This is a genomic window from Streptococcus sp. STR1/CE/0325 (assembly GCF_055386095.1).
Genome location: NZ_AP045018.1, coordinates 1,532,960 through 1,557,204, shown reverse-complemented (window position 1 = coordinate 1,557,204; position 24,245 = coordinate 1,532,960). Strand labels below are relative to the sequence as shown.

General features: G+C 43.8%; 18 protein-coding genes, 2 tRNA genes, 3 rRNA genes and 1 pseudogene. 11 read left to right on the top strand and 13 right to left on the bottom strand.

The genetic code is table 11. The features are described from left to right. Positions 1-4 precede the first annotated feature (4 nt). Positions 5-577 carry a TetR/AcrR family transcriptional regulator gene (locus tag ACZ49W_RS07540; RefSeq protein ID WP_464814694.1) on the bottom strand — a complete coding sequence of 191 codons (573 nt, stop codon included), beginning with the start codon at positions 575-577 and terminating at the stop codon, positions 5-7. 207 nt (positions 578-784) lie between these two features. Between ACZ49W_RS07540 and ACZ49W_RS07535 the strand changes: the two genes are divergently transcribed. Together ACZ49W_RS07535 and ACZ49W_RS07530 are read left to right on the top strand one after the other, a co-directional pair. Continuing rightward, positions 785-1,486: an ABC transporter ATP-binding protein gene (locus ACZ49W_RS07535; protein WP_464814693.1), complete on the top strand. Its 702-nt coding sequence runs from the start codon at positions 785-787 to the stop codon at positions 1,484-1,486. Positions 1,487-1,500: 14 nt separating this feature from the next. Continuing rightward, positions 1,501-5,025 carry an ABC transporter permease gene (locus tag ACZ49W_RS07530; protein ID WP_464814692.1) on the top strand — a complete coding sequence of 1,175 codons (3,525 nt, stop codon included), beginning with the start codon at positions 1,501-1,503 and terminating at the stop codon, positions 5,023-5,025. Positions 5,026-5,068: 43 nt separating this feature from the next. Here the strand turns inward: ACZ49W_RS07530 and serS are convergent, their stop codons facing one another. The 8 genes from serS to ACZ49W_RS07490 form a co-directional block, all read right to left on the bottom strand. Continuing rightward, on the bottom strand, positions 5,069-6,343 hold the full coding sequence (gene serS / locus ACZ49W_RS07525) for a serine--tRNA ligase (protein ID WP_464814691.1): 1,275 nt from the start codon (positions 6,341-6,343) through the stop codon (positions 5,069-5,071). A 241-nt stretch (positions 6,344-6,584) separates the two neighbouring features. After that, a complete protein-coding gene (locus ACZ49W_RS07520; RefSeq protein WP_464814690.1) occupies positions 6,585-6,947 on the bottom strand; it encodes a DUF956 family protein in 363 nt (120 codons plus the stop codon). A gap of 56 nt (positions 6,948-7,003) precedes the next feature. Beyond that, positions 7,004-7,915, bottom strand: coding sequence for a PTS system mannose/fructose/sorbose family transporter subunit IID (locus ACZ49W_RS07515; protein WP_464814689.1), 912 nt, complete (start codon positions 7,913-7,915; stop codon positions 7,004-7,006). 13 nt (positions 7,916-7,928) lie between these two features. Beyond that, positions 7,929-8,729 (bottom strand): PTS mannose/fructose/sorbose transporter subunit IIC, encoded by an 801-nt coding sequence (locus tag ACZ49W_RS07510; protein ID WP_464814976.1) that lies wholly within the window; start codon positions 8,727-8,729, stop codon positions 7,929-7,931. 24 nt (positions 8,730-8,753) lie between these two features. Next, positions 8,754-9,746, bottom strand: a complete 993-nt coding sequence (locus tag ACZ49W_RS07505) for a PTS sugar transporter subunit IIB (protein ID WP_464814688.1) — start codon at positions 9,744-9,746, stop codon at positions 8,754-8,756. Positions 9,747-10,010: 264 nt separating this feature from the next. Beyond that, complete coding sequence (locus tag ACZ49W_RS07500; RefSeq protein ID WP_464814687.1) at positions 10,011-10,547, bottom strand: cysteine hydrolase family protein; 537 nt, start codon at positions 10,545-10,547, stop codon at positions 10,011-10,013. A 98-nt stretch (positions 10,548-10,645) separates the two neighbouring features. Further along, a complete protein-coding gene (locus ACZ49W_RS07495) occupies positions 10,646-11,005 on the bottom strand; it encodes a winged helix-turn-helix transcriptional regulator (protein WP_464814686.1) in 360 nt (119 codons plus the stop codon). Between the two features lie 45 nt (positions 11,006-11,050). Beyond that, a complete protein-coding gene (locus ACZ49W_RS07490) occupies positions 11,051-11,863 on the bottom strand; it encodes a Cof-type HAD-IIB family hydrolase (RefSeq protein WP_464814685.1) in 813 nt (270 codons plus the stop codon). A 134-nt stretch (positions 11,864-11,997) separates the two neighbouring features. On the opposite strand from ACZ49W_RS07490, the gene ACZ49W_RS07485 reads away from it, so the two are divergent. The 9 genes and pseudogenes from ACZ49W_RS07485 (at position 11,998) to ACZ49W_RS07445 (ending at position 21,306) form a co-directional block, all read left to right on the top strand. Then, the gene (locus ACZ49W_RS07485; protein ID WP_464814684.1) at positions 11,998-12,435 is read left to right on the top strand and encodes a helix-turn-helix domain-containing protein; all 438 of its coding nucleotides are present in this window, start codon (positions 11,998-12,000) and stop codon (positions 12,433-12,435) included. Then, a complete protein-coding gene (locus ACZ49W_RS07480; RefSeq protein WP_464814683.1) occupies positions 12,428-12,646 on the top strand; it encodes a hypothetical protein in 219 nt (72 codons plus the stop codon). Before ACZ49W_RS07485 ends, ACZ49W_RS07480 begins: the two co-directional genes overlap by 8 nt. 140 nt (positions 12,647-12,786) lie before the next feature. Beyond that, positions 12,787-14,226, top strand: a complete 1,440-nt coding sequence (locus ACZ49W_RS07475; protein WP_464814682.1) for an NCS2 family permease — start codon at positions 12,787-12,789, stop codon at positions 14,224-14,226. A gap of 100 nt (positions 14,227-14,326) precedes the next feature. Next, a pseudogene (locus ACZ49W_RS07470) lies at positions 14,327-15,897 on the top strand (IS3 family transposase). Positions 15,898-16,215: 318 nt separating this feature from the next. Next, a 16S ribosomal RNA gene (locus ACZ49W_RS07465) occupies positions 16,216-17,763 on the top strand. A gap of 65 nt (positions 17,764-17,828) precedes the next feature. Beyond that, a tRNA-Ala gene (locus ACZ49W_RS07460) sits at positions 17,829-17,901 on the top strand. Positions 17,902-18,021: 120 nt separating this feature from the next. Next, positions 18,022-20,920: ribosomal RNA gene (locus tag ACZ49W_RS07455) — 23S ribosomal RNA — on the top strand. A gap of 191 nt (positions 20,921-21,111) precedes the next feature. Continuing rightward, positions 21,112-21,227 (top strand): 5S ribosomal RNA (rrf, locus tag ACZ49W_RS07450). Together the 16S, 23S and 5S rRNA genes with 2 tRNA genes alongside form the textbook arrangement of a ribosomal RNA operon. 5 nt (positions 21,228-21,232) lie before the next feature. Further along, positions 21,233-21,306, top strand: a tRNA-Asn gene (locus ACZ49W_RS07445). Between the two features lie 67 nt (positions 21,307-21,373). On the opposite strand, the gene ACZ49W_RS07440 is transcribed toward ACZ49W_RS07445, so the two are convergent. The 4 genes from ACZ49W_RS07440 to ACZ49W_RS07425 form a co-directional block, all read right to left on the bottom strand. Further along, positions 21,374-22,498: a tyrosine-type recombinase/integrase gene (locus ACZ49W_RS07440; protein WP_464814681.1), complete on the bottom strand. Its 1,125-nt coding sequence runs from the start codon at positions 22,496-22,498 to the stop codon at positions 21,374-21,376. Positions 22,499-22,558: 60 nt separating this feature from the next. Then, the gene (locus ACZ49W_RS07435) at positions 22,559-22,897 is read right to left on the bottom strand and encodes a DUF771 domain-containing protein (protein ID WP_464814975.1); all 339 of its coding nucleotides are present in this window, start codon (positions 22,895-22,897) and stop codon (positions 22,559-22,561) included. A gap of 95 nt (positions 22,898-22,992) precedes the next feature. Continuing rightward, positions 22,993-23,880: an IS3 family transposase gene (locus ACZ49W_RS07430; protein WP_464813868.1), complete on the bottom strand. Its 888-nt coding sequence runs from the start codon at positions 23,878-23,880 to the stop codon at positions 22,993-22,995. Then, on the bottom strand, positions 23,877-24,197 hold the full coding sequence (locus ACZ49W_RS07425) for a transposase (protein ID WP_464813867.1): 321 nt from the start codon (positions 24,195-24,197) through the stop codon (positions 23,877-23,879). Before ACZ49W_RS07425 ends, ACZ49W_RS07430 begins: the two co-directional genes overlap by 4 nt. Between the last annotated feature and the right edge of the window lie 48 nt (positions 24,198-24,245).

The following is a 24,245-nucleotide window of genomic DNA, read 5'->3' as shown; positions in this document are numbered from 1 at the left end:
GTAATCACTCAGCAGTTTTCGTTTCTTCTTTGGGCAGGCACCATTGAAAGCTGGGCATGTCCATTAAAATCGTAGTCAACTCTTGTGGGCTTTCCTTGGCATCCGTCATGATCCAAAGAGATACCATTCCTTCAATGATGGCAGAAAAACATTCCAAAGCGTAGTGTTTTGGAGCTTTAAAATGCTGGATGACAAAGTCTTCAGCCCCTGGAGTTTCCTCCAAAATCTGTAGGGTAAAGGTCTTGATAGCATCTGAAAAATTGGTGAAATGACTGGACTGAATGGCTTGAAAAAAAGGCAGATCATTTTTGATATAGCTCAAGGTCAAGAGGAGGTAGGTTTGAAAGTCCTTGTGATGTGCAAGGAAAATCTGATAGAAATCACTGAGGATATCCTCTCGTAATTGTGCGATAAAATCGTATTTATCTAGATAGTGCAGATAAAAGGTGCTCCGATTAACCCCTGCTTTTTGTGTGAGCTGGCTAACGGAAATGGCTTCAAGCTCCTTATCCTGTAATAAGAGGGTCAAGGCTTCTTTGAGATTTTGTTTGGTTTGGGTCTGGCGTTGTTGGGTCATGCTCAAGCTCCTTTTTCCTTATCTAAATCTATCATACTGATTTTAATTAGGCATGTCAAATCATCGGACTATTTTCTTATTTCAACATTTTGTTTGCAACTGTTGTTGCCTTTTTAGAGATTTTCTAGTATGATAAAAAGTATCATATTTTTATCATCTTTGTGATATTATGATGAAATGAAGATGACTGATGGAGGAGAAAAAGAAATGGCTTATATTGAAATGAAGCATAGCTTCAAACGTTATAAGACCGGTGAGACAGAGATTGTCGCCAATAATGACATTAACTTTGAAATTGAAAAAGGGGAGCTAGTGATTATTCTTGGCTCCTCTGGTGCTGGAAAATCAACAGTCTTAAACATCCTAGGTGGGATGGATACCAATGATGAAGGGGAAGTCATTATTGATGGGGTGGACATTAGCCGCTACAATGAAAAAGAATTGACTCACTACCGCAGGACAGATGTTGGCTTTGTCTTTCAGTTTTATAACTTGGTCTCTAACTTGACTGCCAAGGAAAATGTGGAGCTGGCATCTGAGATTGTCAAAGATGCACTGGATCCCAAAGCAACCTTGATTGATGTTGGCTTGGGTAATCGGCTTGATAACTTCCCAGCCCAGCTATCAGGAGGGGAGCAACAGCGGGTGGCGATTGCACGGGCCGTGGCTAAAAATCCTAAAATCCTGCTTTGTGACGAGCCGACAGGGGCGCTTGATTACCGCACAGGAAAACAAGTCTTAAAAATCTTGCAAGATATGGCTAGAAAAAAAGGGGCAACGGTAATCATTGTAACCCACAACGGTGCGCTTGCTCCGATTGCCGACCGTGTGATTCGTATGCATGACGCGAGGGTGCAAAGCATTGACCTCAATCCAAATCCTCAAAAAATTGAGGATTTGGAATATTAGACAAGGAGGTAGGCATGAGTAAAACCTATTGGAAAGATGTCCGATCAGCCTTTTCCACCTCAAAAGGACGCGTGGTCTCTATCGCCTCTCTCATGGCGCTGGGGTCTTTTGCCTTGGTGGGGTTAAAAGTGAGCGCCCCCAACATGGAGCGCTCAGCGCAAGACTTTTTTAAAACCCATAAAACAGCGGATTTAGCGGTCTTGAGTGACTATGGTTTAGCCAAGTCTGATCAAACCTTGATTGGTACCTTGGATAAGCAAGCAGAAATTGAATATGGGTACTTTAAGGACGTCACTATTGAAAATAGCGAAACCGCCTTTCGTGTCTTTTCTGAACCCAAGAACCTCTCCACTTATGAGGTGGTTTCAGGCAGACTTCCTCAAAAACGAGGAGAGATTGCCCTTTCTGCCGCTTATGAAAAGGATTATAAGATTGGAGAGACCATCCGCTTTAGCGAAAAAGAATCCGCTAATGGCAAGACAGTCTTAAAAGACCATGCCTTTCGGATTACAGGTTTTGTCAATTCTTCTGAAATCCTATCACGGGTCAACTTAGGCCCCTCCCAAGCAGGTTCTGGTGAGTTAAAGGGTTATGCGGTAGTTGTGCCATCTAGTTTTGATTCGGACGTGTATATGATTGCACGCCTGCGCTACGGTAGTCTTAAGCATCTCAATCCTTATGGACAGGCTTATCTCGATCAGGTCTATGACAAGAAAAAAGCGCTCAAAAACTTGCTCAAAGATGAACCAGAAAAGCGTCTAGCCCAGTTGAAACAAGATGCTGAGGAGCAGATTCAAACGGGAACCTTCAAACTTTACGAAGCCCAAGAAAAATTGGATCAAGCAGCCAAAGCACTAGCAGATGGTAAGGCACAAATCAAAACAGGCGAAGAGCAGTTGAGTGCTGGTCAAACCCAAATTCAAGAAGGGCAAACGAAGCTCGATCAAGGACGTGCGCAACTTGCTCAAGGCGAGCTCAAGCTCCAACAAAGCGCTGCTCAACTAGCCGCAGCAGGCAGTCAGCTCAGCCAAGGCGAAGCCCAGCTTGCCAGCAAAAGCGCAGAGTTAGCCGCAGCAAGAACGCAGCTCGATGCTGCCCAAGCGCAATTAAGTGCGAGTCGCAAGCAGCTAGATGAAGCCAAAGCCAGCTTAGCTCAAAAAGAAGCAGAACTTCAAGCACAGGGTCAAGTCTTAGCTCAAACACAAACCGAGCTATCTGGCTCTGAAAGTCAGCTAGAGGCCCTAGGGGCGCAGTTGAGTGCCAAGCGTTCTGCCTTAGAGGCTAAGAAAGCCCAAGATCAAGAAGGGAACTATGCTCAAGAAGAAGCAGCCCTTGCCATTCAAGAAGCGGCCTATCAAGAAAAATGGCAGGCCTATCAAGCAGCCAGTCAGCTCTATCAAGAAAAAGCTGCTATCTATCAAGGGCATCAAGCGAGCCTAGAACAAGCCAAGGCAGACTTGGCGCAAAAAGAAACAGCTTACGCTTCAGGACTTGCTAGCTACCAGCAAAAAGAAGCGAGCTACCAAGCTGCTAGCGGGCTCCTCGCGCAAGGCAGACAAGAATTGGCCAATAAAACGAGCCAATATCAAAGCGGTCTTGCAACTTATGATGCAGGACTAGCCACCTATCAAGAAAAAGTGGGCGAGTATGAAGCCGGTAGAACTCAGCTAGAAGCCGCAAAAGCTACTTTTGCTCAAAAATCAGCCCAATTAGAAGCTGCCAAAGCAGAACTGGCACAAAAGGAAAAAGCCTACCAAGAAGCCAAAGCCAAGGCCGATCCTGAACTCGCTAAGAAGCGCTCAGAATTAAAAGCGGCCCAAGAAAAAGTGGACAAATTGCTTGAGCCGACCTACGCGGTTTACACCAGACGTGAAGTGCCAGGCTCAGAAGGTTATATTTCTTATGAAAATAACGCTTCCATTATCGATAATGTCGGTAATATCTTCCCAATTGTGCTTTACTTCATTGCTGCTTTGGTGACTTTTGTGACCATGGCACGCTTTGTGGAAGAAGAACGGATTAAAGCGGGAACCTTTAAGGCACTGGGGTATGAAAATCGTTCGATTGTCAAAAAATTTGTCATTTATGGTTTTGTGACCAGTATGGTCGGAACAGCCGTTGGGGTGGCCTTAGGACATACCCTGCTTCCGATGATTATTTATAGCACCTATAAGGATAAGATTGCGCTCTCTGCTATGAGTTTCCATTTCTATCCTTGGATTACGGTGATTGCTATTTTGGTCGGGCTCCTCTCAGCCGTCTTACCAGCTTATCTGGTGGCGAAAAAAGAACTGGGTGAAAAACCAGCCCAGTTGCTCCTACCAAAACCTCCTGTATCTGGCTCTAAGATTCTCTTAGAGCGGATCACACCGCTTTGGAATCGCATGAGTTTCACCCAAAAGGTAACAGCTCGTAATATCTTTAGATACAAGCAACGCATGTTGATGACCATCTTTGGGGTTTGTGGCTCTATTGCCCTTCTCTTTGCTGGTCTTGGCATTCGCTCATCTATTGCTGATTTGAACAATCGCCAATTCAAAGACATCATTACTTATGATTTGATTGCAGCAAAAAATGCTGATCTCACCTCGGCACAAAACCAAGAGATTCAGAAGGTCTTGGATCAAAAAGCGGTTAAGTCTTCCCTTTCTCTTCATTATGAAACGTTGACCAAGACTGCAGGAGCCAAAAAAGATGAGCAGTCCATTACCTTGTTAGTGGCTAATGAAGCCCAAGAAAAGGACTTGAAAAACTACATCCATCTCTCAAATCGCAAGACCAAGAAAGATCTTTCTCTAGGCGATGAGGGAGCTGTGATTTCTGAAAAGTTAGCTACTCTGACTGGCACCAAGGTTGGTGATCGCTTGAGCGTTCAAGACAGCAGCAATCGCACCATCACAGTTAAGGTGACCGGCATTACAGAAATGTATATGAGTCATTTCATCTTTATGAGTGACCAAGCCTATGAAAAAGCCTTCCATAAGGCAGCTACGGACAATGCCCTTCTGGTTCGACTAGAAAACCCAACAAATCAGGAAACAGAAAAAATCGCTGCTCAATTTGTTGCCCTATCAGGTATCAGAGGCGTGGTGCAAAATACCAGTCTCAAAGAGCAGATTTCAACGATTGTTAACTCCTTGAACCGTGTCATGGGTGTCATGATTGGTGTTTCTGTCCTCCTAGCAGTAGTGGTTCTCTATAATCTCACCAACATCAACGTGGCTGAGCGGGTTAGAGAACTCTCCACCATCAAGGTCCTTGGTTTTTACAATAAAGAAGTTACCCTTTACATTTACCGTGAAACCATTTATCTATCACTCATTGGGATTTTAGTTGGATTTGGCTTGGGACTTATTCTCCATGCTTATATGGATAACATCATCCCACCAGATAGCGTCATGTTTAACCCATCTGTTGGGGCTGTGATTTATCTGGTTCCTGCCCTAGTGGTCATTGTGATCTTGACCGTTCTAGGCTTTATGGTTAACCGTTGGTTGAAACGCGTTAATATGCTTGAAGCCCTAAAATCAGTAGAATAATCAAAAAGCTAAGTTCCTTGATAGGAACTTAGCTTTTTTGTGTTTAATCTGGCTTAATGACTGCAACGCCACCCATGTAAGGGCGAAGCACTTCTGGGATGGTAACAGAACCATCGGCATTTTGATAGTTTTCTAAGATAGCAGCCACGGTACGTCCGACTGCAAGACCTGAACCATTGAGGGTGTGAAGGAGTTTGACCTTGCCTTCTTCATCACGGTAGCGGATTTGCGCCCGTCTTGCTTGGAAATCTTCGGTATTAGAACAGCTAGAGATTTCACGATAAGTGTCCTGAGCTGGCATCCAGACTTCTAAATCGTAGGTCTTAGCTGCTGAGAAGCCCATATCTCCCGTACAAAGGGTGATGACACGGTAAGGCAAGTTCAATTTTTGAAGGATGTTTTCCGCATTAGCGGTCATCTTTTCAAGTTCGTCGTAAGATTCTTCTGGTTTGGCAAATTTGACCATCTCAACCTTGTGGAATTGGTGCAAGCGAATCAGTCCACGGGTGTCACGACCAGCAGATCCTGCTTCAGAACGAAATGATGGGCTCATAGCGGTGAAGTAGATTGGAAGTTCCTTACCATCAAGGATTTCCCCACGGTAGTAGTTGGTGAGGGGGACTTCCGCAGTTGGGATGAGGACAAAGTTGGTATCTTTTAGCTCAAAGGTATCTTCCTTGAATTTTGGATATTGCCCTGTTCCAAACATAGAGTCTTGGTTGACGATATAAGGCGGAATGATTTCAGTATAGCCTTCTTTGGCATGCTCATCTAGCATGAAGTTATAAATGGCACGCTCTAATTTTGCCCCCAAGCCCTTGTAGAAAAGGAATCGTGAACCGCTGACCTTAGCGCCGCGTTCCCAGTCAAGGATATCAAGGTTTTCTCCCAAATCCCAGTGCGCCTTGATGTCAAAGTCAAAGTCACGCGGTGCTCCCCAGCGGCGGACTTCCACATTGTCCTCTTCGTCTGCACCGACTGGCACACTTTCATGTGGCGTGTTGGGAAGGACGGTCACAATGCTCTCTAACTCTTCGTTTAAAGTCACGAGATCGCCGTCAATTTGTTTGATTTTTTGAGAGAGGGCCTGCATGCTAGCGATGGCTTCGTCTGCATTTTCCTTGTCACGTTTTTTCTGTGCGATAGCAGCAGAAGCAAGGTTACGCTCTGCCTTGAGGTTTTCAGACTCCACCAAAAGTTCACGGCGTTTTTCATCCAAAGCCTTTAGGTGAGAAAGGGTTTCTTCTTTGACTCCACGAAGGGCTAATTTTTGAGCGATTTCCTCAAAATCGGTCCGAATACGTTTTAAATCAAGCATGCGTTTGTCCTCCTAAAATACAAAAAGCACAAGATAAGTCTTGCTGGAGCGCCAAAGCGCGGTTCCATCCAGCTTCACAAATCTTGTGCACTTAATTGCTATTTGATTGTTGTTATCACGGTAGAATTTCAAAATCCTTATCGACCTGCTCGCAGCAACCGCAGGCTCTCTGCACGACTCAGCATCTCTACTTATCCGTTGATGTTATTATATCCTTTTTTTTGTAAAAAGTAAAGGGGCATCAGGATTTTCCAAAGAGTTTTTGAGACCATTGTTGTAACAAGGTTGGAATTTTGACAACCTTATCATTTCCTAGGTGCTCCCGTGCGATTTTAAGAATCTTTCCCGAATCCTTAGAGGAAAAGAGAAACTTACCTTGGGAGGTAAAAATATGGAAGTGGCGATCGATTTTACGTTTTCTAACACTAGCGCCCATCTTTTCAATACTAGTCCAAGGAATCTGGATGAATTGCTCGATATTGGAATCAGGGTAAAATTCGATAGCTTGATCGCCAATGAGGAATTTTCCGACCTTACTTCCGATACCGGTATAAGCATTTCCAGTGGTCTGAAACTCCACTTGTTTATTTAAGGATTGTGCCATAGTTATCCCCTCTTGATATGAAAAGAGGACTGAAAACTCAGTCGCTCTTTATGAGATTACATGATACCTGCTAGACGAGCAAGGATACCAACGATGAAAAGTCCGATGATGATGGTGATTGGAGAAACTTTTTTCTTCAACAACCACATACAGATAAAGGTCAAAATTAAGCTCATCAAACCAGGGATAAGACTGTTCAAGTTGTCTTGGAAAGTTGTCACTTTCTCAGGTGTTTGAGAAAGACCTTGTCCTACTTTTTCAAAGGCTTGACGAATACCTTCACCACCTGCTGGAAGTTTGTCCCATTCGATGTAAGCACCTTTAGCCAGTGGAACACTAGAAACGTTGAAGGTAAAGTTGATGGATACCCAACGCTCCGCTAGAACAGCTAAGATGAACATCCCAAGGATAGAAGCACCTTTGGTGATGTCTTGGAGAATACCGCCTGACATGTCTTTGGTAATTTCCTTACCAGATTTGTAACCAAATTCTTGGGTGTACCAAAGGAAAGCCATCCGAATCGCATTCCATCCAAAGAAGAAGATAAGTGGTCCAATGATATTCCCGCTAAGGGCTAGAGAAGCTCCAAGGGCACCAAGAATAGGACGAACAGTAAACCAAAAGACAGGGTCACCGATACCAGCAAGAGGTCCCATCATCCCGATCTTAACCCCTTGGATAGCAGCGTCATCGATGTCTGCACCGTTTGCGCGGTCTTCTTCAAGGGCAAGGGTTACCCCAAAGATAGGCGCAGCTACGTATGGATGGGTATTGAAGAATTCCATGTGGCGTTTAAGCGCTGCTTCTTGGTCTTCTTTTTTCGTGTATAATTTTTTGATAGCTGGTACTAGAGCATAAGCCCAGCCCAAGTTTTGCATCCGTTCATAGTTCCAAGAGGCTTGGAGAAATTGAGAACGGAACCATACTTTTTTACGATCGTTAAGGGATAGTTGAATCTTTTCAGCCATGATCTTCCTCCTCTTAGTAGTCTTCTAAAATGTCGCCGATTGGGTCGTTGCTTGCGCTTGTACCACCACCAGATCCGCCTTTCTTAGAAAGGTTGAGGTAGATGATAGCAATCGCCACACCAATCGTACCAAGTGCGATAAGGGTAAGTTCGTTGACAGCTGCAAGAGCAAAACCAAGGGCAAAGAAAGGCCAAACTTCTCTGGTTGCCATCATGTTGATAACCATGGCAAAACCGACGGCAACAACCATACCACCACCGACTTGCATACCACCAGCAAGCCAAGCAGGCATGAGCTCAAGTGCTGCTTTTACGCTTTCAGCAGGAATAGCTAGAAGGAAAGCAGCAGGAATAGCGATACGAAGACCTTGAAGAGAAAGGGCAATCAAGTGGTAGCGCTCAAGTGCTTTAAAGTCCCCACGAGCAGCAGCAGCATCGGCACCATGCACCAAGGCAACTGAAGTCGTCCGCACAAGCATTGTAAGGAAAAGACCAGCAACAGCAAGTGGGATAGCGAGTGCTTGCGCCACGCTGATACCGTTAGCAGTGAAGTCACCACCTTTGATCAAGATGATAGCAGCCGCTACAGAAGCAAGCGCCGCATCTGGTGCCACAGCAGCCCCGATATTAGCCCAACCAAGGGCGATAAATTGAAGAGTACCACCTAGCATAACACCTGCTGTCAAATGACCAGTGACAAGCCCGATGAGGGTACAAGCAACAAGTGGTTGATGAAATTGGAATTGGTCAAGAATTCCTTCCATACCAGCAAGGAAAGCGACAATGACCACCAAAATCGCAGAAACAATTGAAATATCCATGATAAATCCTTTCGTTTATTATTGAACGTTAGCTTTTTGAATGAGATCAAAGAGATCTTTCTTGGCATCATTTGGAACCTTACGCACATCAAAGGCAACGCCTAGGTCACGTAGTTTCTCAAAGGTTTTCACGTCTTCTTTATCCATAGACAAGACGTTGTTGACCATGGTTTTACCCGTTGAATGAGCCATTGATCCGACATTGAGTTCTTTGATTGGCACGCCACCTTCGATAGCTTTGAGGGCATCTTGTGGGGTTTCAAAGAGGATGAGGGCATGGGTATTACCAAAACGTGGGTCTTTTGAAGCCTCAATCAATTTTTTAATTGGAACAACATTGGCACGAACTCCATTTGGCGCAGCCTGTTTGATGAGTTGTTTGCGTAGCTCATCTTGGGAAACAGTGTCAGAAGCAACGATAATACGGTCTGCCTTAGAAGCTGGGGTCCATCCAGTTGCGACCTGACCATGCAAGAGACGTGTGTCAATCCGAGCCAAGTTAATCTTGAGTTTACCATCTCCGATGACAGTTCCTTCTGGAATTGCTCCTTGAGGTTGAGCGCTTACTTCCTCCTTAGTAGCAGTCTCTTCTGCTGGATTGAGTTCTTCAGGCAAGGCTTTGATGCCGTCTTTTGCTTCCTTGATAATGTTAGCAGCGACCTGCGCTACACCAGCACTAGCGTCCATCATACGCTCGGTGTAGGCTTGAATCAACATTGGCAAGTTGAGACCTGTGATGATAGCAAATTTGCGCTCAGGATTTTCTCCCATGACACGACTTGCTTGGTTAAAAGGTGATCCGCTCCAAAGGTCAGCTAGGACAAGAATCTCGTCTTCTGCATCAAATTGTGCCATCGCTTCTTGAAAATGCGCATACAAATCATCTGGTCCTTCACTTGGCATGAAAGTGACCACTTGAACCTTTTCTTGGTCACCAAAGATCATGGATCCAGATTGATGAATGCCTTTTGCAAATTCACCGTGGCTGGCAATAATAATACCAATACCCATTCTTGATGTTCCTCCTTTTATTTTTTGTTTGATGAGGCGAACGATATTCGCCAGAGTTCAAGAATACACTTTCTATTATAAAACGGTTTCAGTAAAAAGACAAGACCCTTTGATGAAAAAAATCAAAAAAGTGCTCAAAATATGACAAAAAAGTGAAGAGACGTGACAGATTTAGATAGAATTTGAAATAAAATAAATGAATCAGCTCCTAGAAAATGAAAAAGAGCTTGGAACGATGGTCCAAACTCAAGTCTGAGATGAGATTTAAATGGAAAGAAAGTCAGTCGTCGTCATGACAGTCGCAAACTTTTGATGAAGAGAAGCAAGATAAGTGTCATGAACAAAGGAAGCAGGTAGCTGTTGCTTCTGCCACTCCAAATCTTTGGTCGCACAAGCATCGGCGATGAGCGTCACATCATAGTAGAACTGTTTGGCACTTCGCACAGTGGTATCAATGCACATGTGTGTCATCATGCCACAAACAACAAGGTGAGAAATCGCCAGGTCTGTCAGACATTCCTGCAAGCGCGTTTGAAAAAAACTATCTGGAAAGTGCTTGACGATCACGGGCTCTGTCGGTAAGGGAGCAATAGCAGGGTGAATCTCAACTCCGACTGTATTTGGCTTAAAAAAGGTGCCATCGATGGATTCGTGTTGGATATAAATGACAGGGAGCTGTTTTTCCCTAAAAGCATTGAGTAAGCGGATGATGTTAGAAAGAGCCTCTTCTGGCTTAGACAGAGGGTATTTTCCATTTGGGAAATAGTCCTTTTGGACATCGATAATGATGAGTGCTTGCATGGCTACATCTCCTTTCTTGATTCTAACTCAATCATAAGAGATAAGCTAGCCTAAGTCAATACCTTACTTTTTTGTTAGTAAGCAGGTGATTTGCTGATTTAATCCTCCGTGCGTTTTTCAACAGCAAAACCTGAAAATTCCTGTTCGGTCAGATAAGAAATGCCAATGTCTTGTAGGATATTGACAGCTTCCAACATCTTTTCACCTCGAGGTGTTAAAAAATAGTCCACTTTTAAAGGGTAACCGGGATAAGATTTTTTATCAATCAATCCCACTTCTCTAAGCTCGCGCAGATGTTCTAAGAGCATCTTTTGAGTGATGCCTTTGATCTCCCGCATGAGTTCAGAAAAGGAGCGTTTGCCGTGTCTTAATTGGAAAATGATAATCGTCTTCCATTTTCCTTTGATAAGATCATGCGCCAACTCTAAGGGACAGGTGTAATGCTTTCTTAGTTTCATTGTGAGCTCCTTATGGACGAGGTGAGGTTTACTTTTTCGTTTATATTATAAGAAAAGTTCTTCTAATTTTTTAGCAACCCCATCTTCATCATTGGACCAAGCAAGCTGTTCATCAGCATGTGGAAGGAGCGTAGTACTGGCATTTTTCATGGCAAAACCAACTCCAGCCAAATCCAGCATTTCCCTATCATTATGCTCATCGCCAAAGGCGAGCAAATCTTTCGCCTCCATACCATAGTGGGAGAGCAGATACTTGAGTGCGTAGGCTTTATTAACACCTTTTGCAGAAAATTCTAGAATATTTAAAGGCCCACCCCAAGAGTCAACTTCTAAATCATGACGAAAATGCTCACGGATAAAATCAGCCATGGCATATTTATCCTCAGCTCCAGTTTGCAGGAGCAGCCCGTTAGGACCTTCTGTTATCTTATGTGGGATAAGCTCCATTTTGTCAATAATTTTGTCCACCCCAAAGAGCTCAGGTGGGATGGTTTCTTTTTTATCAAAATTAATGAAAAATTTATTGCGGTATTCACTGGCTAAAAAATCAAGTTGAATGGTCTCTTTTAAATCCAGCAATTTCCAGATGTAGTTGTGATCCAGACGAATATCCAGTTCAAAATCCCACTTGCGCTCTGGAAGGTGCGTGAGAGAGCCATTGAAGTTAACCATAGGCGTCTCTAATTTTAGCTGATCGTAATAGCTCTTCGCCATACGGTAAGGTCGTCCGGTTGCAATCACCACCTTGTGACCCAGTTCTTTTACTTTTTGAATGGTTTCGACGGTATAGGAGGAGATGGTCTGGTCGCTATGTAGGAGCGTTCCATCCAAATCAAGAGCAATTAATTTTTTTGTCATGTTTTTATTTTAGCACACTTTAACCCATTTGTCTGTCACGATTAGGAAACTTCCAAAAAGATTCTGAAAATAGAAAGTGTCTTGTATTATAATCATAGGTAGAAAAATCATTTGCAGATAGGAGAATTAGGGAGATGTCAGAAAAAAATTTTGGTCACGTTTTTCGCAGATTCCGTTTGAGCAGAGGTCTTTCTCTAAAGGATATTGCGGTGGACGGCAGAATTTCTATCGCTCAGCTGTCACGATTTGAAAGAGGAGAGTCTGAAATCACTTTAGAGAAACTTTTGATCATCCTAGAGCGGATTCATCTGACTGTGGAAGAATTTCTTTATGCTGCTAGTGATTTTAAGGGGAATCAATTAGAAGATTGGTTGCAGCGTATTGTGAATGATGCCATAAGGAGAGATCAAGCTAGTCTTGAAAAAGAACTGGCTAGTCAAACAGGTGATGATCGCTTTAGTCAGTTAAATCGGACTTTGCTAAAATCCTTACTCTTTTATTGTTCTCACCACAATCCACCCTCAAAAGAGGAAAGGCATCGACGTTTATTATGGTTGTCCTTCTTTGAATAAATGGATTGATTGTGGCGATAATGATAAAGTATTTCTATTTTTGGAGTTTCTCTCGAAAGGGCAGGATAAAGAAGAAATAGCAGCATATCCTCTTTTTTCCGAGGAAGAGAAAGATGTTTTGATAACCTATTACCTTGGGAAGCCTGTCAGCCGTGCTAGCTTTGATTTTTATACCAATACTTTACAAATGGATACACTGCCAACAAAATGATATAGGGGTATCATGACTACAATGTCTGAATAACGAAAATAAAAGAAGTAAGGAGCAAATAAAAAATAAAACCCCCTTGATTTACGAACGTTTATAGGTTATAATGATAACATCGTTCTAAAAAGGAGATAAAATCGTAAATGGAACAGTTGTTTAAACTGAAAGAAAATGGAACAGATGTTCGTACTGAGGTCATGGCAGGTTTGACCACCTTTTTTGCCATGAGTTATATTTTATTTGTTAACCCGCAGATTCTCAGCCAAACTGGCATGCCAGCCCAAGGGGTCTTTTTGGCTACTATTATAGGAACGGTTGCAGGGACCCTCATGATGGCCTTTTACGCCAACATTCCTTATGCTCAGGCGCCAGGTATGGGACTCAATGCCTTCTTTACCTATACTGTTGTTTTTTCCCTTGGTTATACTTGGCAAGAAGCTTTGGCTATGGTTTTTCTCTGTGGGATTATTTCGATTATCATCACATTGACCAATATTCGTAAGACCATCATCAATGAAATTCCTCAAGCCCTTCAACATGCAATTGGTGGTGGAATCGGGATCTTTCTTGCTTATATCGGTTTGAAAAATGCAGGACTGTTGAAATTTACCATTGACCCAGGTAATTATATCGTTGTTGGTAAAGGTGCTCAAGAAGCCAAGGCGACCATCGTTTCCAATGCTTCAGCGGTGCCTGGTCTGATTGACTTTAATAATGTACCGGCCATCTTGGCTTTGTTGGCTATTATCATCACGGCTTTCTTCTTGATTCGTCAAATCAAGGGGGGGATCATTCTTTCTATGCTAGCGACAACCGTTTTGGCGATTTTGCTTGGTGTGGTCAACCTTTCTCAGATTGATTTTGCAGCCAACAATCCAGTCGCTGCCTTCAAAGATTTGGGTCATATTTTTGGTGTTGCACTTGGTAGCCAAGGTTTAGGTAGCCTCTTTTCTAACCCAGCGCGCTTGCCAGAAGTCTTGATGACTATTTTGGCTTTTGCTTTGACCGATATCTTTGATAATATTGGAACCCTTATTGGAACTGGTCGTAAGGCAGGAATCTTCAATCTTGAAGACGAACAGTCTGCTTCCCAATCATCAGGTCTAAAGACTAAGATGGATAAAGCACTTTTCTCCGATATGGTCGGAACAACGGTCGGTGCCATTGCAGGAACCTCTAATGTGACTACTTACGTAGAAAGTGCTGCGGGTATTGGTGCAGGAGGACGTACAGGTCTTACAGCCCTTGTGGTAGCCATTCTCTTTGCCGTCTCTAGTCTCTTTAGTCCACTACTTGCCATTATCCCAACTCAGGCGACCGCTGCCATCTTGATTATGGTTGGGATCATGATGATTTCAAGCCTTAAGGATGTTAATTGGGGACAAATGGATGAAGCCATCCCAGCCTTCTTTGCTTCTGTCTTTATGGGACTTTCTTACAGCATCACGCACGGGATTGCAGCAGGTTTCTTGTTCTATACCCTAGCTAAACTTTTCAAAGGCCAAGCTAAGGAAGTTCATCCTATTATTTGGATTTTGGATGCTCTCTTTATCCTCAACTTTGCTAGTCTAGCCTTGTTATAAAAAACATCAAAATAAATCAACGGATGTTTGATATACTCCCCTTATAGTGGACAGTGAAAAAACAAAAATTTTCACTAGAAACGATAAAGGGAGTTTTACTATGTCCAAAAGAAGTCCAAAGTCTGTCTCTGAGAAACTAGAAATTGTTCTACTCCACTTGGAAGCTGGGCAATCACTTAGCTGGTTAGCTAAGCACCATGGTGTGTCTAAAGACACCCTATCGAACTGGGTTCGGAAGTACAAAGAAGCTGGTATTGAAGGGCTAGAGGAAAGCCGTCACTGGACGAAGTATAGTAAGGAACTAAAGGAACAAGCTGTTTCCGACTATCTCAGTGGCTTGGGAAGTCTCAAAGATTTGACTGAAAAATATGGAATTTCTTGTCATTATGTTCTCAGCTCATGGATAAAACGTTAGACTAGTGGTAAAGAATTGAAAGCTACTAGTAGAGGAATGAGTCGTATGAAACAAGGACGCAAGACAACATTTGAAGAACGGGTTGAGATTGTCAATTTTACTCTTGCCCACGAGAAAGATTACCAAGGAGCTGTTGAGAAGTATGGTGTTTCCTACCAACAGGTCTATTCTTGGGTGAGAAAGTTCGAGAAGGACGGTTCTAACGGCCTCCTCGACCGACGTGGAAAAGGCCTTGAAAGTAAACCAAACCTTACTCCAGAAGAAGAGTTACGCCTCAAAATCAAGCAACAGGAAGAACGGATTAAGTATCTTGAAATGGAGAACGGCCTGCTAAAAAAGTTAGAAGACATCAAACGACGAAACCGACGGTAAGACTAGGTCGCCACTTAGAATCCTTCAAAGCGATTAAAGAATACAGGAAAGAACAAGAAGAGGCTTCTATCAGCCACTTGTGCCGTATTCTAAAGGTATCTCGCTCGGGCTATTACAAGTGGTTACATCATCAAGAAACTCCTTCGGAACAAGAAAATACAAGATTGATAGACGTCATCAAGGACCTTCATAGTCAACCTAATGACATTCTTGGCTATCGTCGTATGACGCTATTTGTCAATCGCAAGCTTGAAACAAACTACAACAAGAAGCGGATTCGTCGCTTGATGCACATTTTAGGCATTCGTTCCATTATCAGAAGGGCTAAGGGCTACTGTACCAAGACCAGCTTTGTCAATGTAGAAGACAACATTCTCAATCGTGATTTTACAGCTACTGCCCCCAATCAGAAATGGTGTACAGATGTGACGTTCTTGAAGTATGGTCTCGGCTGTAAAGCCTATTTGAGTGCTATTAAGGACCTTTATGACGGCTCTATTGTCGCTTATGTGGTTGGTCAGTTTAATGATAATGAGTTGGTGTTAGAAACGCTTCGTAAAGCACGAACAGCTAATCCGGATGCGACACCATTAATTCACAGCGACCGAGGTTCGCAGTATACTTCGAAAGATTATTACCGTTTAACGCCCCAGTATCAGATGACACGCTCTATGTCTCGTGTTGGCAAATGTATTGACAACGCACCAATTGAAAGTTTCTTTGGGCACTTTAAGACGGAGTGCTATGATTTGAAGAAATATAAGACCTTTGAGGAGCTGGTGTCAGATATTGATGCCTACATCTATTTTTATAATCATCAACGTTTTCAAGAACGCAACAACGGCCTTGCCCCTCTTGAAATGAGGAACAAGGCCGTCGCCTAATCTTTTATTATTTCATTGTCCACTTGACAGGGAGCAGTTCAGTTCCCGTTGATTTATTTTTTTGCTCAAACAAGTCTAAAATAGAAAAAGAAACAGCTCTAACCCCCTTTGGAATAGGGTATTTGAGAATAGTTGATAAAAAAGCTAAAAAAAGTTAAAAAAAGTATTGACAGTCAGGAATAAGTTTGCTAGAATATAATAGTTGTCGCTTGAGAGAGCGATAGAAAGACCTTTGAGAACTAAATAAGAAACAACCAAGTAAGGGTTACACAAGTAACCCGTCAATAAAGAAAAAGCTAGCAATAGCATGAGTAAGATTTAAACGAGAGTTTGATCCTGGCTCAGGATGAACGCTGGCGGCGTGCCTAATACATGCAAGTAGAACGCAGAGGAGAGGAGCTTGCTTCTCTCTAATGAGTTGCGAACGGGTGAGTAACGCGTAGGTAACCTACCTCTTAGCGGGGGATAACTATTGGAAACGATAGCTAATACCGCATAACAGCTTATGCTGCATGGCATAGGTTTGAAAGGCGCAAGAGCGTCACTAAGAGATGGACCTGCGTTGTATTAGCTAGTTGGTAGGGTAAAGGCCTACCAAGGCGACGATACATAGCCGACCTGAGAGGGCGATCGGCCACACTGGGACTGAGACACGGCCCAGACTCCTACGGGAGGCAGCAGTAGGGAATCTTCGGCAATGGGGGCAACCCTGACCGAGCAACGCCGCGTGAGTGAAGAAGGACTTCGGTTCGTAAAGCTCTGTTGTAAGCGAAGAACGGGTGTGAGAGTGGAAAGCTCACACTATGACGGTAACTTACCAGAAAGGGACGGCTAACTACGTGCCAGCAGCCGCGGTAATACGTAGGTCCCGAGCGTTATCCGGATTTATTGGGCGTAAAGCGAGCGCAGGCGGTTTCGTAAGTCTGAAGTAAAAGGCTGTGGCTTAACCATAGTACGCTTTGGAAACTGCGGGACTTGAGTGCAGAAGGGGAGAGTGGAATTCCATGTGTAGCGGTGAAATGCGTAGATATATGGAGGAACACCGGTGGCGAAAGCGGCTCTCTGGTCTGTAACTGACGCTGAGGCTCGAAAGCGTGGGTAGCGAACAGGATTAGATACCCTGGTAGTCCACGCCGTAAACGATGAGTGCTAGGTGTTAGGCCCTATCCGGGGCTTAGTGCCGTAGCTAACGCAATAAGCACTCCGCCTGGGGAGTACGACCGCAAGGTTGAAACTCAAAGGAATTGACGGGGGCCCGCACAAGCGGTGGAGCATGTGGTTTAATTCGAAGCAACGCGAAGAACCTTACCAGGTCTTGACATCCCTCTGACCGGCCTAGAGATAGGCTTTCTCTTCGGAGCAGAGGTGACAGGTGGTGCATGGTTGTCGTCAGCTCGTGTCGTGAGATGTTGGGTTAAGTCCCGCAACGAGCGCAACCCCTATTGTTAGTTGCCATCATTAAGTTGGGCACTCTAGCGAGACTGCCGGTAATAAACCGGAGGAAGGTGGGGATGACGTCAAATCATCATGCCCCTTATGACCTGGGCTACACACGTGCTACAATGGCTGGTACAACGAGTTGCGAGTCGGTGACGGCAAGCTAATCTCTTAAAGCCAGTCTCAGTTCGGATTGTAGGCTGCAACTCGCCTACATGAAGTCGGAATCGCTAGTAATCGCGGATCAGCACGCCGCGGTGAATACGTTCCCGGGCCTTGTACACACCGCCCGTCACACCACGAGAGTTTGTAACACCCGAAGTCGGTGAGGTAACCGTAAGGAGCCAGCCGCCTAAGGTGGGATAGATGATTGGGGTGAAGTCGTAACAAGGTAGCCGTATCGGAAGGTGCGGCTGGATCACCTCCTTTCTAAGGAACAGTAGAGATACTGGAACGGATTTACTTGGTTCTTATTTAGTTTTGAGAGGTCTTGTGGGGCCTTAGCTCAGCTGGGAGAGCGCCTGCTTTGCACGCAGGAGGTCAGCGGTTCGATCCCGCTAGGCTCCATAGGGTACATTTGTTATCCTAAGTTTAGTCCATTGAAAATTGAATATCTATATCAAATAGTAACAAGAAAATAAACCGAAACGCTGTAATACGAGACTTAAGAGTAGAGTCAAAAAATAAGGTTAAGTTAGTAAGGGCGCACGGTGGATGCCTTGGCACTAGGAGCCGATGAAGGACGTGACGAACAACGAAATGCTTTGGGGAGCTGTAAGTAAGCGCTGATCCAGAGATGTCCGAATGGGGGAACCCAACAGGTTATGCCTGTTATCCCTACCTGTTAAGGGTAGAGGAGGGAAGACGCAGTGAACTGAAACATCTAAGTAGCTGCAGGAAGAGAAAGCAAAAGCGATTGCCTGAGTAGCGGCGAGCGAAACGGCAGGAGGGCAAACCGAAGTGTTTACACTTCGGGGTTGTAGGACTGCGATGTGGACTTAAAGAATATAGAAGAATCATCTGGGAAGATGAGCCAAAGAGAGTAAAAGCCTCGTATTCGAAATAGTCTTTATACCTAGCAGAATCCTGAGTACGGCGGGACACGAGGAATCCCGTCGGAATCTGGGAGGACCATCTCCCAACCCTAAATACTCCCTAGTGACCGATAGTGAACCAGTACCGTGAGGGAAAGGTGAAAAGCACCCCGGGAGGGGAGTGAAATAGAACCTGAAACCGTGTGCCTACAAGAAGTTCGAGCCCGTTAATGGGTGAGAGCGTGCCTTTTGTAGAATGAACCGGCGAGTTATGATATGATGCGAGGTTAAGTGGAAGAAGCGGAGCCGTAGGGAAACCGAGTCTGAAAAGGGCGAGTTAGTATCATGTTATAGACCCGAAACCATGTGACCTACCCATGAGCAGGTTGAAGGTGCGGTAAGACGCACTGGAGGACCGAACCAGGGCACGTTGAAAAGTGCTTGGATGACTTGTGGGTAGCGGAGAAATTCCAAACGAACTTGGAGATAGCTGGTTCTCTCCGAAATAGCTTTAGGGCTAGCGTCGACATTAAGATTCTTGGAGGTAGAGCACTGTTTGGGTGAGGGGTCCATCTCGGATTACCAATCTCAGATAAACTCCGAATGCCAAAGAATTATGGTCGGCAGTCAGACTGCGAGTGCTAAGATCCGTAGTCGAAAGGGAAACAGCCCAGACCACCAGCTAAGGTCCCAAAATAATTGTTAAGTGGAAAAGGATGTGGGGTTGCACAGACAACTAGGATGTTAGCTTAGAAGCAGCTATTCATTCAAAGAGTGCGTAATAGCTCACTAGTCGAGTGACCCTGCGCCGAAAATGTACCGGGGCTAAAACAATTTACCGAAGCTGTGGATACCTTTATGGTATGGTAGGAGAGCGTTCTATGTGTGGTGAAGGTGTACCGTGAGGAGCGCTGGAACGCATAGAAGTGAGAATGCCGGTATGAGTAGCGAAAGATGGGTGAGAATCCCATCCACCGTAAGACTAAGGTTTCCAGGGGAAGGCTCGTCCGCCCTGGGTTAGTCGGGACCTAAGGAGAGACCGAAAGGTGTATCCGATGGCCAACAGGTTGATATTCCTGTACTAGAGTATGAAGTGATGGAGTGACGCAGAAGGCTAACTCAAGCGTGCGATTGGAAGAGCACGTCTAAATAGTGAGGGGTGGTATGAGTTAAATGCTTGTACCTATAACCTTGAGCTATGATGGGGAGCGAAGTTTAGTAGCGAAGTGAGTGATGTCACGCTGCCAAGAAAAGCTTCTAGCGTTGTATCATACTCTACCCGTACCGCAAACCGACACAGGTAGTCGAGGCGAGTAGCCTCAGGTGAGCGAGAGAACTCTCGTTAAGGAACTCGGCAAAATGGCCCCGTAACTTCGGGAGAAGGGGCGCTGATTTAGGTCAGCCGCAGTGAATAGGCCCAAGCAACTGTTTATCAAAAACACAGCTCTCTGCGAAATCGTAAGATGAAGTATAGGGGGTGACGCCTGCCCGGTGCTGGAAGGTTAAGAGGAGTGCTTAGCGTAAGCGAAGGTATGAATTGAAGCCCCAGTAAACGGCGGCCGTAACTATAACGGTCCTAAGGTAGCGAAATTCCTTGTCGGGTAAGTTCCGACCCGCACGAAAGGCGTAATGATTTGGGCACTGTCTCAACGAGAGACTCGGTGAAATTTTAGTACCTGTGAAGATGCAGGTTACCCGCGACAGGACGGAAAGACCCCATGGAGCTTTACTGCAGTTTGATATTGAGTATCTGTACCACATGTACAGGATAGGTAGGAGCCGATGAGAGCGGGACGCCAGTTTCGCTGGAGGCGCTGTTGGGATACTACCCTTGTGTTATGGCTACTCTAACCCAGATAGGTGATCCCTATCGGAGACAGTGTCTGACGGGCAGTTTGACTGGGGCGGTCGCCTCCTAAAAGGTAACGGAGGCGCCCAAAGGTTCCCTCAGATTGGTTGGAAATCAATCGCAGAGTGTAAAGGTATAAGGGAGCTTGACTGCGAGAGCAACAACTCGAGCAGGGACGAAAGTCGGGCTTAGTGATCCGGTGGTTCCGTATGGAAGGGCCATCGCTCAACGGATAAAAGCTACCCTGGGGATAACAGGCTTATCTCCCCCAAGAGTTCACATCGACGGGGAGGTTTGGCACCTCGATGTCGGCTCGTCGCATCCTGGGGCTGTAGTCGGTCCCAAGGGTTGGGCTGTTCGCCCATTAAAGCGGCACGCGAGCTGGGTTCAGAACGTCGTGAGACAGTTCGGTCCCTATCCGTCGCGGGCGTAGGAAATTTGAGAGGATCTGCTCCTAGTACGAGAGGACCAGAGTGGACTTACCGCTGGTGTACCAGTTGTCTCGCCAGAGGCACAGCTGGGTAGCTATGTAGGGAAGGGATAAGCGCTGAAAGCATCTAAGTGCGAAGCCCCCCTCAAGATGAGATTTCCCATAACGTTAAGTTAGTAAGAGCCCTGAGAGAAGATCAGGTCGATAGGTTAGGAGTGGAAGTTGTGTGAGCAATGGAGCGGACTAATACTAATAGCTCGAGGACTTATCCAAATGAAGTAATGAGAACGTTAAGAAGAGCGTATGATTTTAGGAAAACGGCAAGAAATCCTGATTTCTTAGACGGTTTATCTAAATCACTAGCTTTTTAGTTCGAATACAATTTAAGAAGTATTGACAGTTGGTTTAGAAGTTGTTATAATGATAAGGTATTCAATTTTGAGTCGATTAAGCGACTTAGAGAGTTAAGTGATGATAGCCTAGGGGATACACCTGTACCCATGCCGAACACAGCAGTTAAGCCCTAGAGCGCCGGAAGTAGTTGGGGGTTGCCCCCTGTGAGATATGGTCGTTGCTTAGCGTTAATCCGCCATAGCTCAGTTGGTAGTAGCGCATGACTGTTAATCATGATGTCGTAGGTTCGAGTCCTACTGGCGGAGTATGAAAACCTTGGTATATCAAGGTTTTTTCGTGTTTTGGTCAACTTTTGGTCAACCATTTTTTGACTTATTTTAAGCTAGTCAATAAAGCTCTGATTTTGTTAGACTCCGCTTCGGACTTTTCATGAATGAGATGTCCGTAGGTTTCTGTAATTTGGGTAATATCCTTATGTCCCATAATTTTTGAGAGTGCCCAAATATCGATACCTTCTGCTAACATTATACTTGCATAAGTGTGTCTGATACCAGTAGCAGTCATGTTAGTGGGGAAGATATCTAATGTTTTGAGAATACTTTGTAGGTGTTTGTTTACCGTACTGTTATAAGGAATCCCATACTCTGGGCTAATAAAAATTATGTTGTCTGGATTCTCAAGTTTTAATTTTTCTTGTTTCGTTCTAAGCAATTTTAGAAATGTAATCAGTTCTGCATTGACAGGAATAGTGCGAACAGATGTGTCTGTTTTAGCTTCTGTCCATGTTCGTCTCATGCTATCATATCGTCTGTAGGTTTTGATAGTTTGATTTTTCCAAGAAATACAATCCCAAGTTAATCCTAAGACTTCACCAAAACGCATCCCTGTATGAATTTGAACATAGAGTAATGCAGAAATAACACATTTAGGATATTGAAAATCTTCTTTTAGATAGTTAATAAAGCGAATATAGTCTGCTTTACTATGGATATACTTTTCTTCTTCCTTTTTCTTAGGAGGAAGACCTGTAATTTGAACACCTAAAGTAAAATCATGAAAATCCAGTTGATTTTGTTTGGCAAAAGTTAAAACTTTTTTGACTTCAGAATTTAATCGCCCAACATTGTCTTTACCATTAGTCTTAGCAAATTCATTGATAAAATGTTGGTAGCGGTTTGCCTTGATATTTGTTAAAGGCATATCTCCAAAAAATTCTTTGATGAGTTGTCCACGCTTATGATGTCTATAAAGAGTGGATTCTTTTTTATTTTGGGGAAGTATTTGAAGTTCAAACCATTCTTTCCAAAGCGCATAGAGACTAACACGTTTATCTATAATATGACCTTGTAGTAATTTTATCTCAATTTGCAAGGCTTCGATTTCTGCCTCTTTTTTGGTTCTGAATCCTGATTTAGATGCTACCACTTTTTTGTTATTATCAAAGACGCGGTAGTCCCATAAATTTTGTTTACCTCTTTTTCTGTATGAAATAGCCATTGATTACCTCTTTCTAAAAAGTGATAACCAAGATTTTGTCTTGGTTATCGTATCATGTTTTTAATCATTTGTAAATAATGAGGCAAAATTTTCCTCAAAAAATTGTTTTGTTTTACTAGCTAAAAAATAATAACGTCCTCCTTGGTTATAGGGATATTTGACAAATCCGTTAGAATTACGGTCAATATCGATTTTATCTCTAATATCTTGACGATAGAGTACATTTTCTATCAGCCAAGGACGAGAAACGGATAAAAGGTCAAGAACCTCTTGTAAGCTCATATAATGCCCTAGAGAGGCTTTTTTTTGCAGTGAATCGTATTCATCTTTGGACACAATAACATGCGTATCGGGTATTTGGACTGTGATATCACCTAAATTAATTTTAAGTTCATTCATCATTGGATTTCTCTCTTTCTTTTTAGAATATAAAATGAGATAATAAGGCTAGGGATAAGCTGTCAAGCCCCAGATAAAATGGACAGTTAAAAAAGTTAGTTTTTTAGAAGGTATGCTTCCCTAAATTCTAAGGGAGTCATACCTTTTAATTTTTCTTGTGGTCTGTGGCAATTATACCAGTCGATGTATTCCCTGATTTGTTGGACGAGGGCTTCCCTATCCTCAGGTGGAAATAGTCTCAAGGATTCACTCTTCAAGTGGGAAAAGAAATTCTCGCATGCCGCATTATCATAACAATTTCCCTTGCCAGAATGAGAAATGGTCACACCGTATTGATCTAATTTTCGGAGATACTGTTGATTGGTATATTGAAAACCTTGGTCAGAATGAAGAACACAGACTTTGGTTGAATCCCAAGAATCGTGAAAGACCTGATCTATATTGTCAAAAACTAACTTGTTATCATTGAAATCTGATAGCGTATAGGCTAAAATGGAATTGTCATAACAATCTTTTATGACACTTAAGAACATCCTCCCTTGTTTGTGGTAAACGTAGCTAACATCTGTCGTCAGTTTTTGGAGAGGGCGTTCTGCTTTAAAGTTTCGGGCAAGCATGTTGTAGTGGACGTGTCTTGCCTTTTCATTTATCTCTCGTTGCGTGCAGGATTGGTACCGCTTCTTCCGAATCGGAGACCGATGACCAAGAATACGCATATAGCGCAAGACAGTTTTAGGGTTAGGATAAAGTTGATAGTGTCTTCTCAGTTGATAAGAGATGAAGCGATAGCCTTTTTGAGTGTCATGGAAGATAGCTGTAATCTTTTGGGCTAAGTTCGCATCAAACTGCTTATAGATTGGTCTCCCCTTGCTCAACCAAAGGTAGTAGGAAGACCTAGGAAAGCCCAAATAGGCACATAAAGAGGAGACTGAGTAACGATCTTTCAACTGCTCCACGACTTGATAGAGGTGGACTCTTCTCACGGATTGAGGAGAGTCCTTAAGGTCTTTAAAATTGCATTCTCCATTCGTAGATAAGCATTCTGTTCCTCTAGGGTCATCTCCTCTATATTCCTTGTCTTGGGACGACCAGTGGACTTCCTACCTCGTAAATCTTGGGAGAGTAAAGTAGGGTCTTCTCGGTATTTTCTTGTCCAAGTCAAAACTTGGTTGTCTGATTTTAACCCATATTTTTTGACAATAGAAGGCATCCCTCCGCTCTTTCCACTGAGGTAGTCTTCCACTACCTGTAATTTGAACTCGGGTGGATATTTGGTGAACTTGCTTCCTTTTTTAGCCATAAAAAAAGAACCTCCTTATATGAACAGTATATAACTTTTTTATACTGT

Bases quoted from the DNA above. Each gene is read 5' to 3' on its own strand.
- ACZ49W_RS07490 (WP_464814685.1), bottom strand. From the start codon at position 11,863: ATGACAAAAAAATTAATTGCTCTTGATTTGGATGGAACGCTCCTACAT.
- serS (WP_464814691.1), bottom strand. From the start codon at position 6,343: ATGCTTGATTTAAAACGTATTCGGACCGATTTTGAGGAAATCGCTCAA.
- ACZ49W_RS07530 (WP_464814692.1), top strand. From the start codon at position 1,501: ATGAGTAAAACCTATTGGAAAGATGTCCGATCAGCCTTTTCCACCTCA.
- ACZ49W_RS07515 (WP_464814689.1), bottom strand. From the start codon at position 7,915: ATGGCTGAAAAGATTCAACTATCCCTTAACGATCGTAAAAAAGTATGG.
- ACZ49W_RS07485 (WP_464814684.1), top strand. From the start codon at position 11,998: ATGTCAGAAAAAAATTTTGGTCACGTTTTTCGCAGATTCCGTTTGAGC.
- ACZ49W_RS07505 (WP_464814688.1), bottom strand. From the start codon at position 9,746: ATGGGTATTGGTATTATTATTGCCAGCCACGGTGAATTTGCAAAAGGC.
- ACZ49W_RS07475 (WP_464814682.1), top strand. From the start codon at position 12,787: ATGGAACAGTTGTTTAAACTGAAAGAAAATGGAACAGATGTTCGTACT.
- ACZ49W_RS07520 (WP_464814690.1), bottom strand. From the start codon at position 6,947: ATGGCACAATCCTTAAATAAACAAGTGGAGTTTCAGACCACTGGAAAT.
- ACZ49W_RS07435 (WP_464814975.1), bottom strand. From the start codon at position 22,897: ATGAATGAACTTAAAATTAATTTAGGTGATATCACAGTCCAAATACCC.
- ACZ49W_RS07500 (WP_464814687.1), bottom strand. From the start codon at position 10,547: ATGCAAGCACTCATCATTATCGATGTCCAAAAGGACTATTTCCCAAAT.
- ACZ49W_RS07540 (WP_464814694.1), bottom strand. From the start codon at position 577: ATGACCCAACAACGCCAGACCCAAACCAAACAAAATCTCAAAGAAGCC.
- ACZ49W_RS07425 (WP_464813867.1), bottom strand. From the start codon at position 24,197: ATGGCTAAAAAAGGAAGCAAGTTCACCAAATATCCACCCGAGTTCAAA.
- ACZ49W_RS07495 (WP_464814686.1), bottom strand. From the start codon at position 11,005: ATGAAACTAAGAAAGCATTACACCTGTCCCTTAGAGTTGGCGCATGAT.
- ACZ49W_RS07535 (WP_464814693.1), top strand. From the start codon at position 785: ATGGCTTATATTGAAATGAAGCATAGCTTCAAACGTTATAAGACCGGT.
- ACZ49W_RS07440 (WP_464814681.1), bottom strand. From the start codon at position 22,498: ATGGCTATTTCATACAGAAAAAGAGGTAAACAAAATTTATGGGACTAC.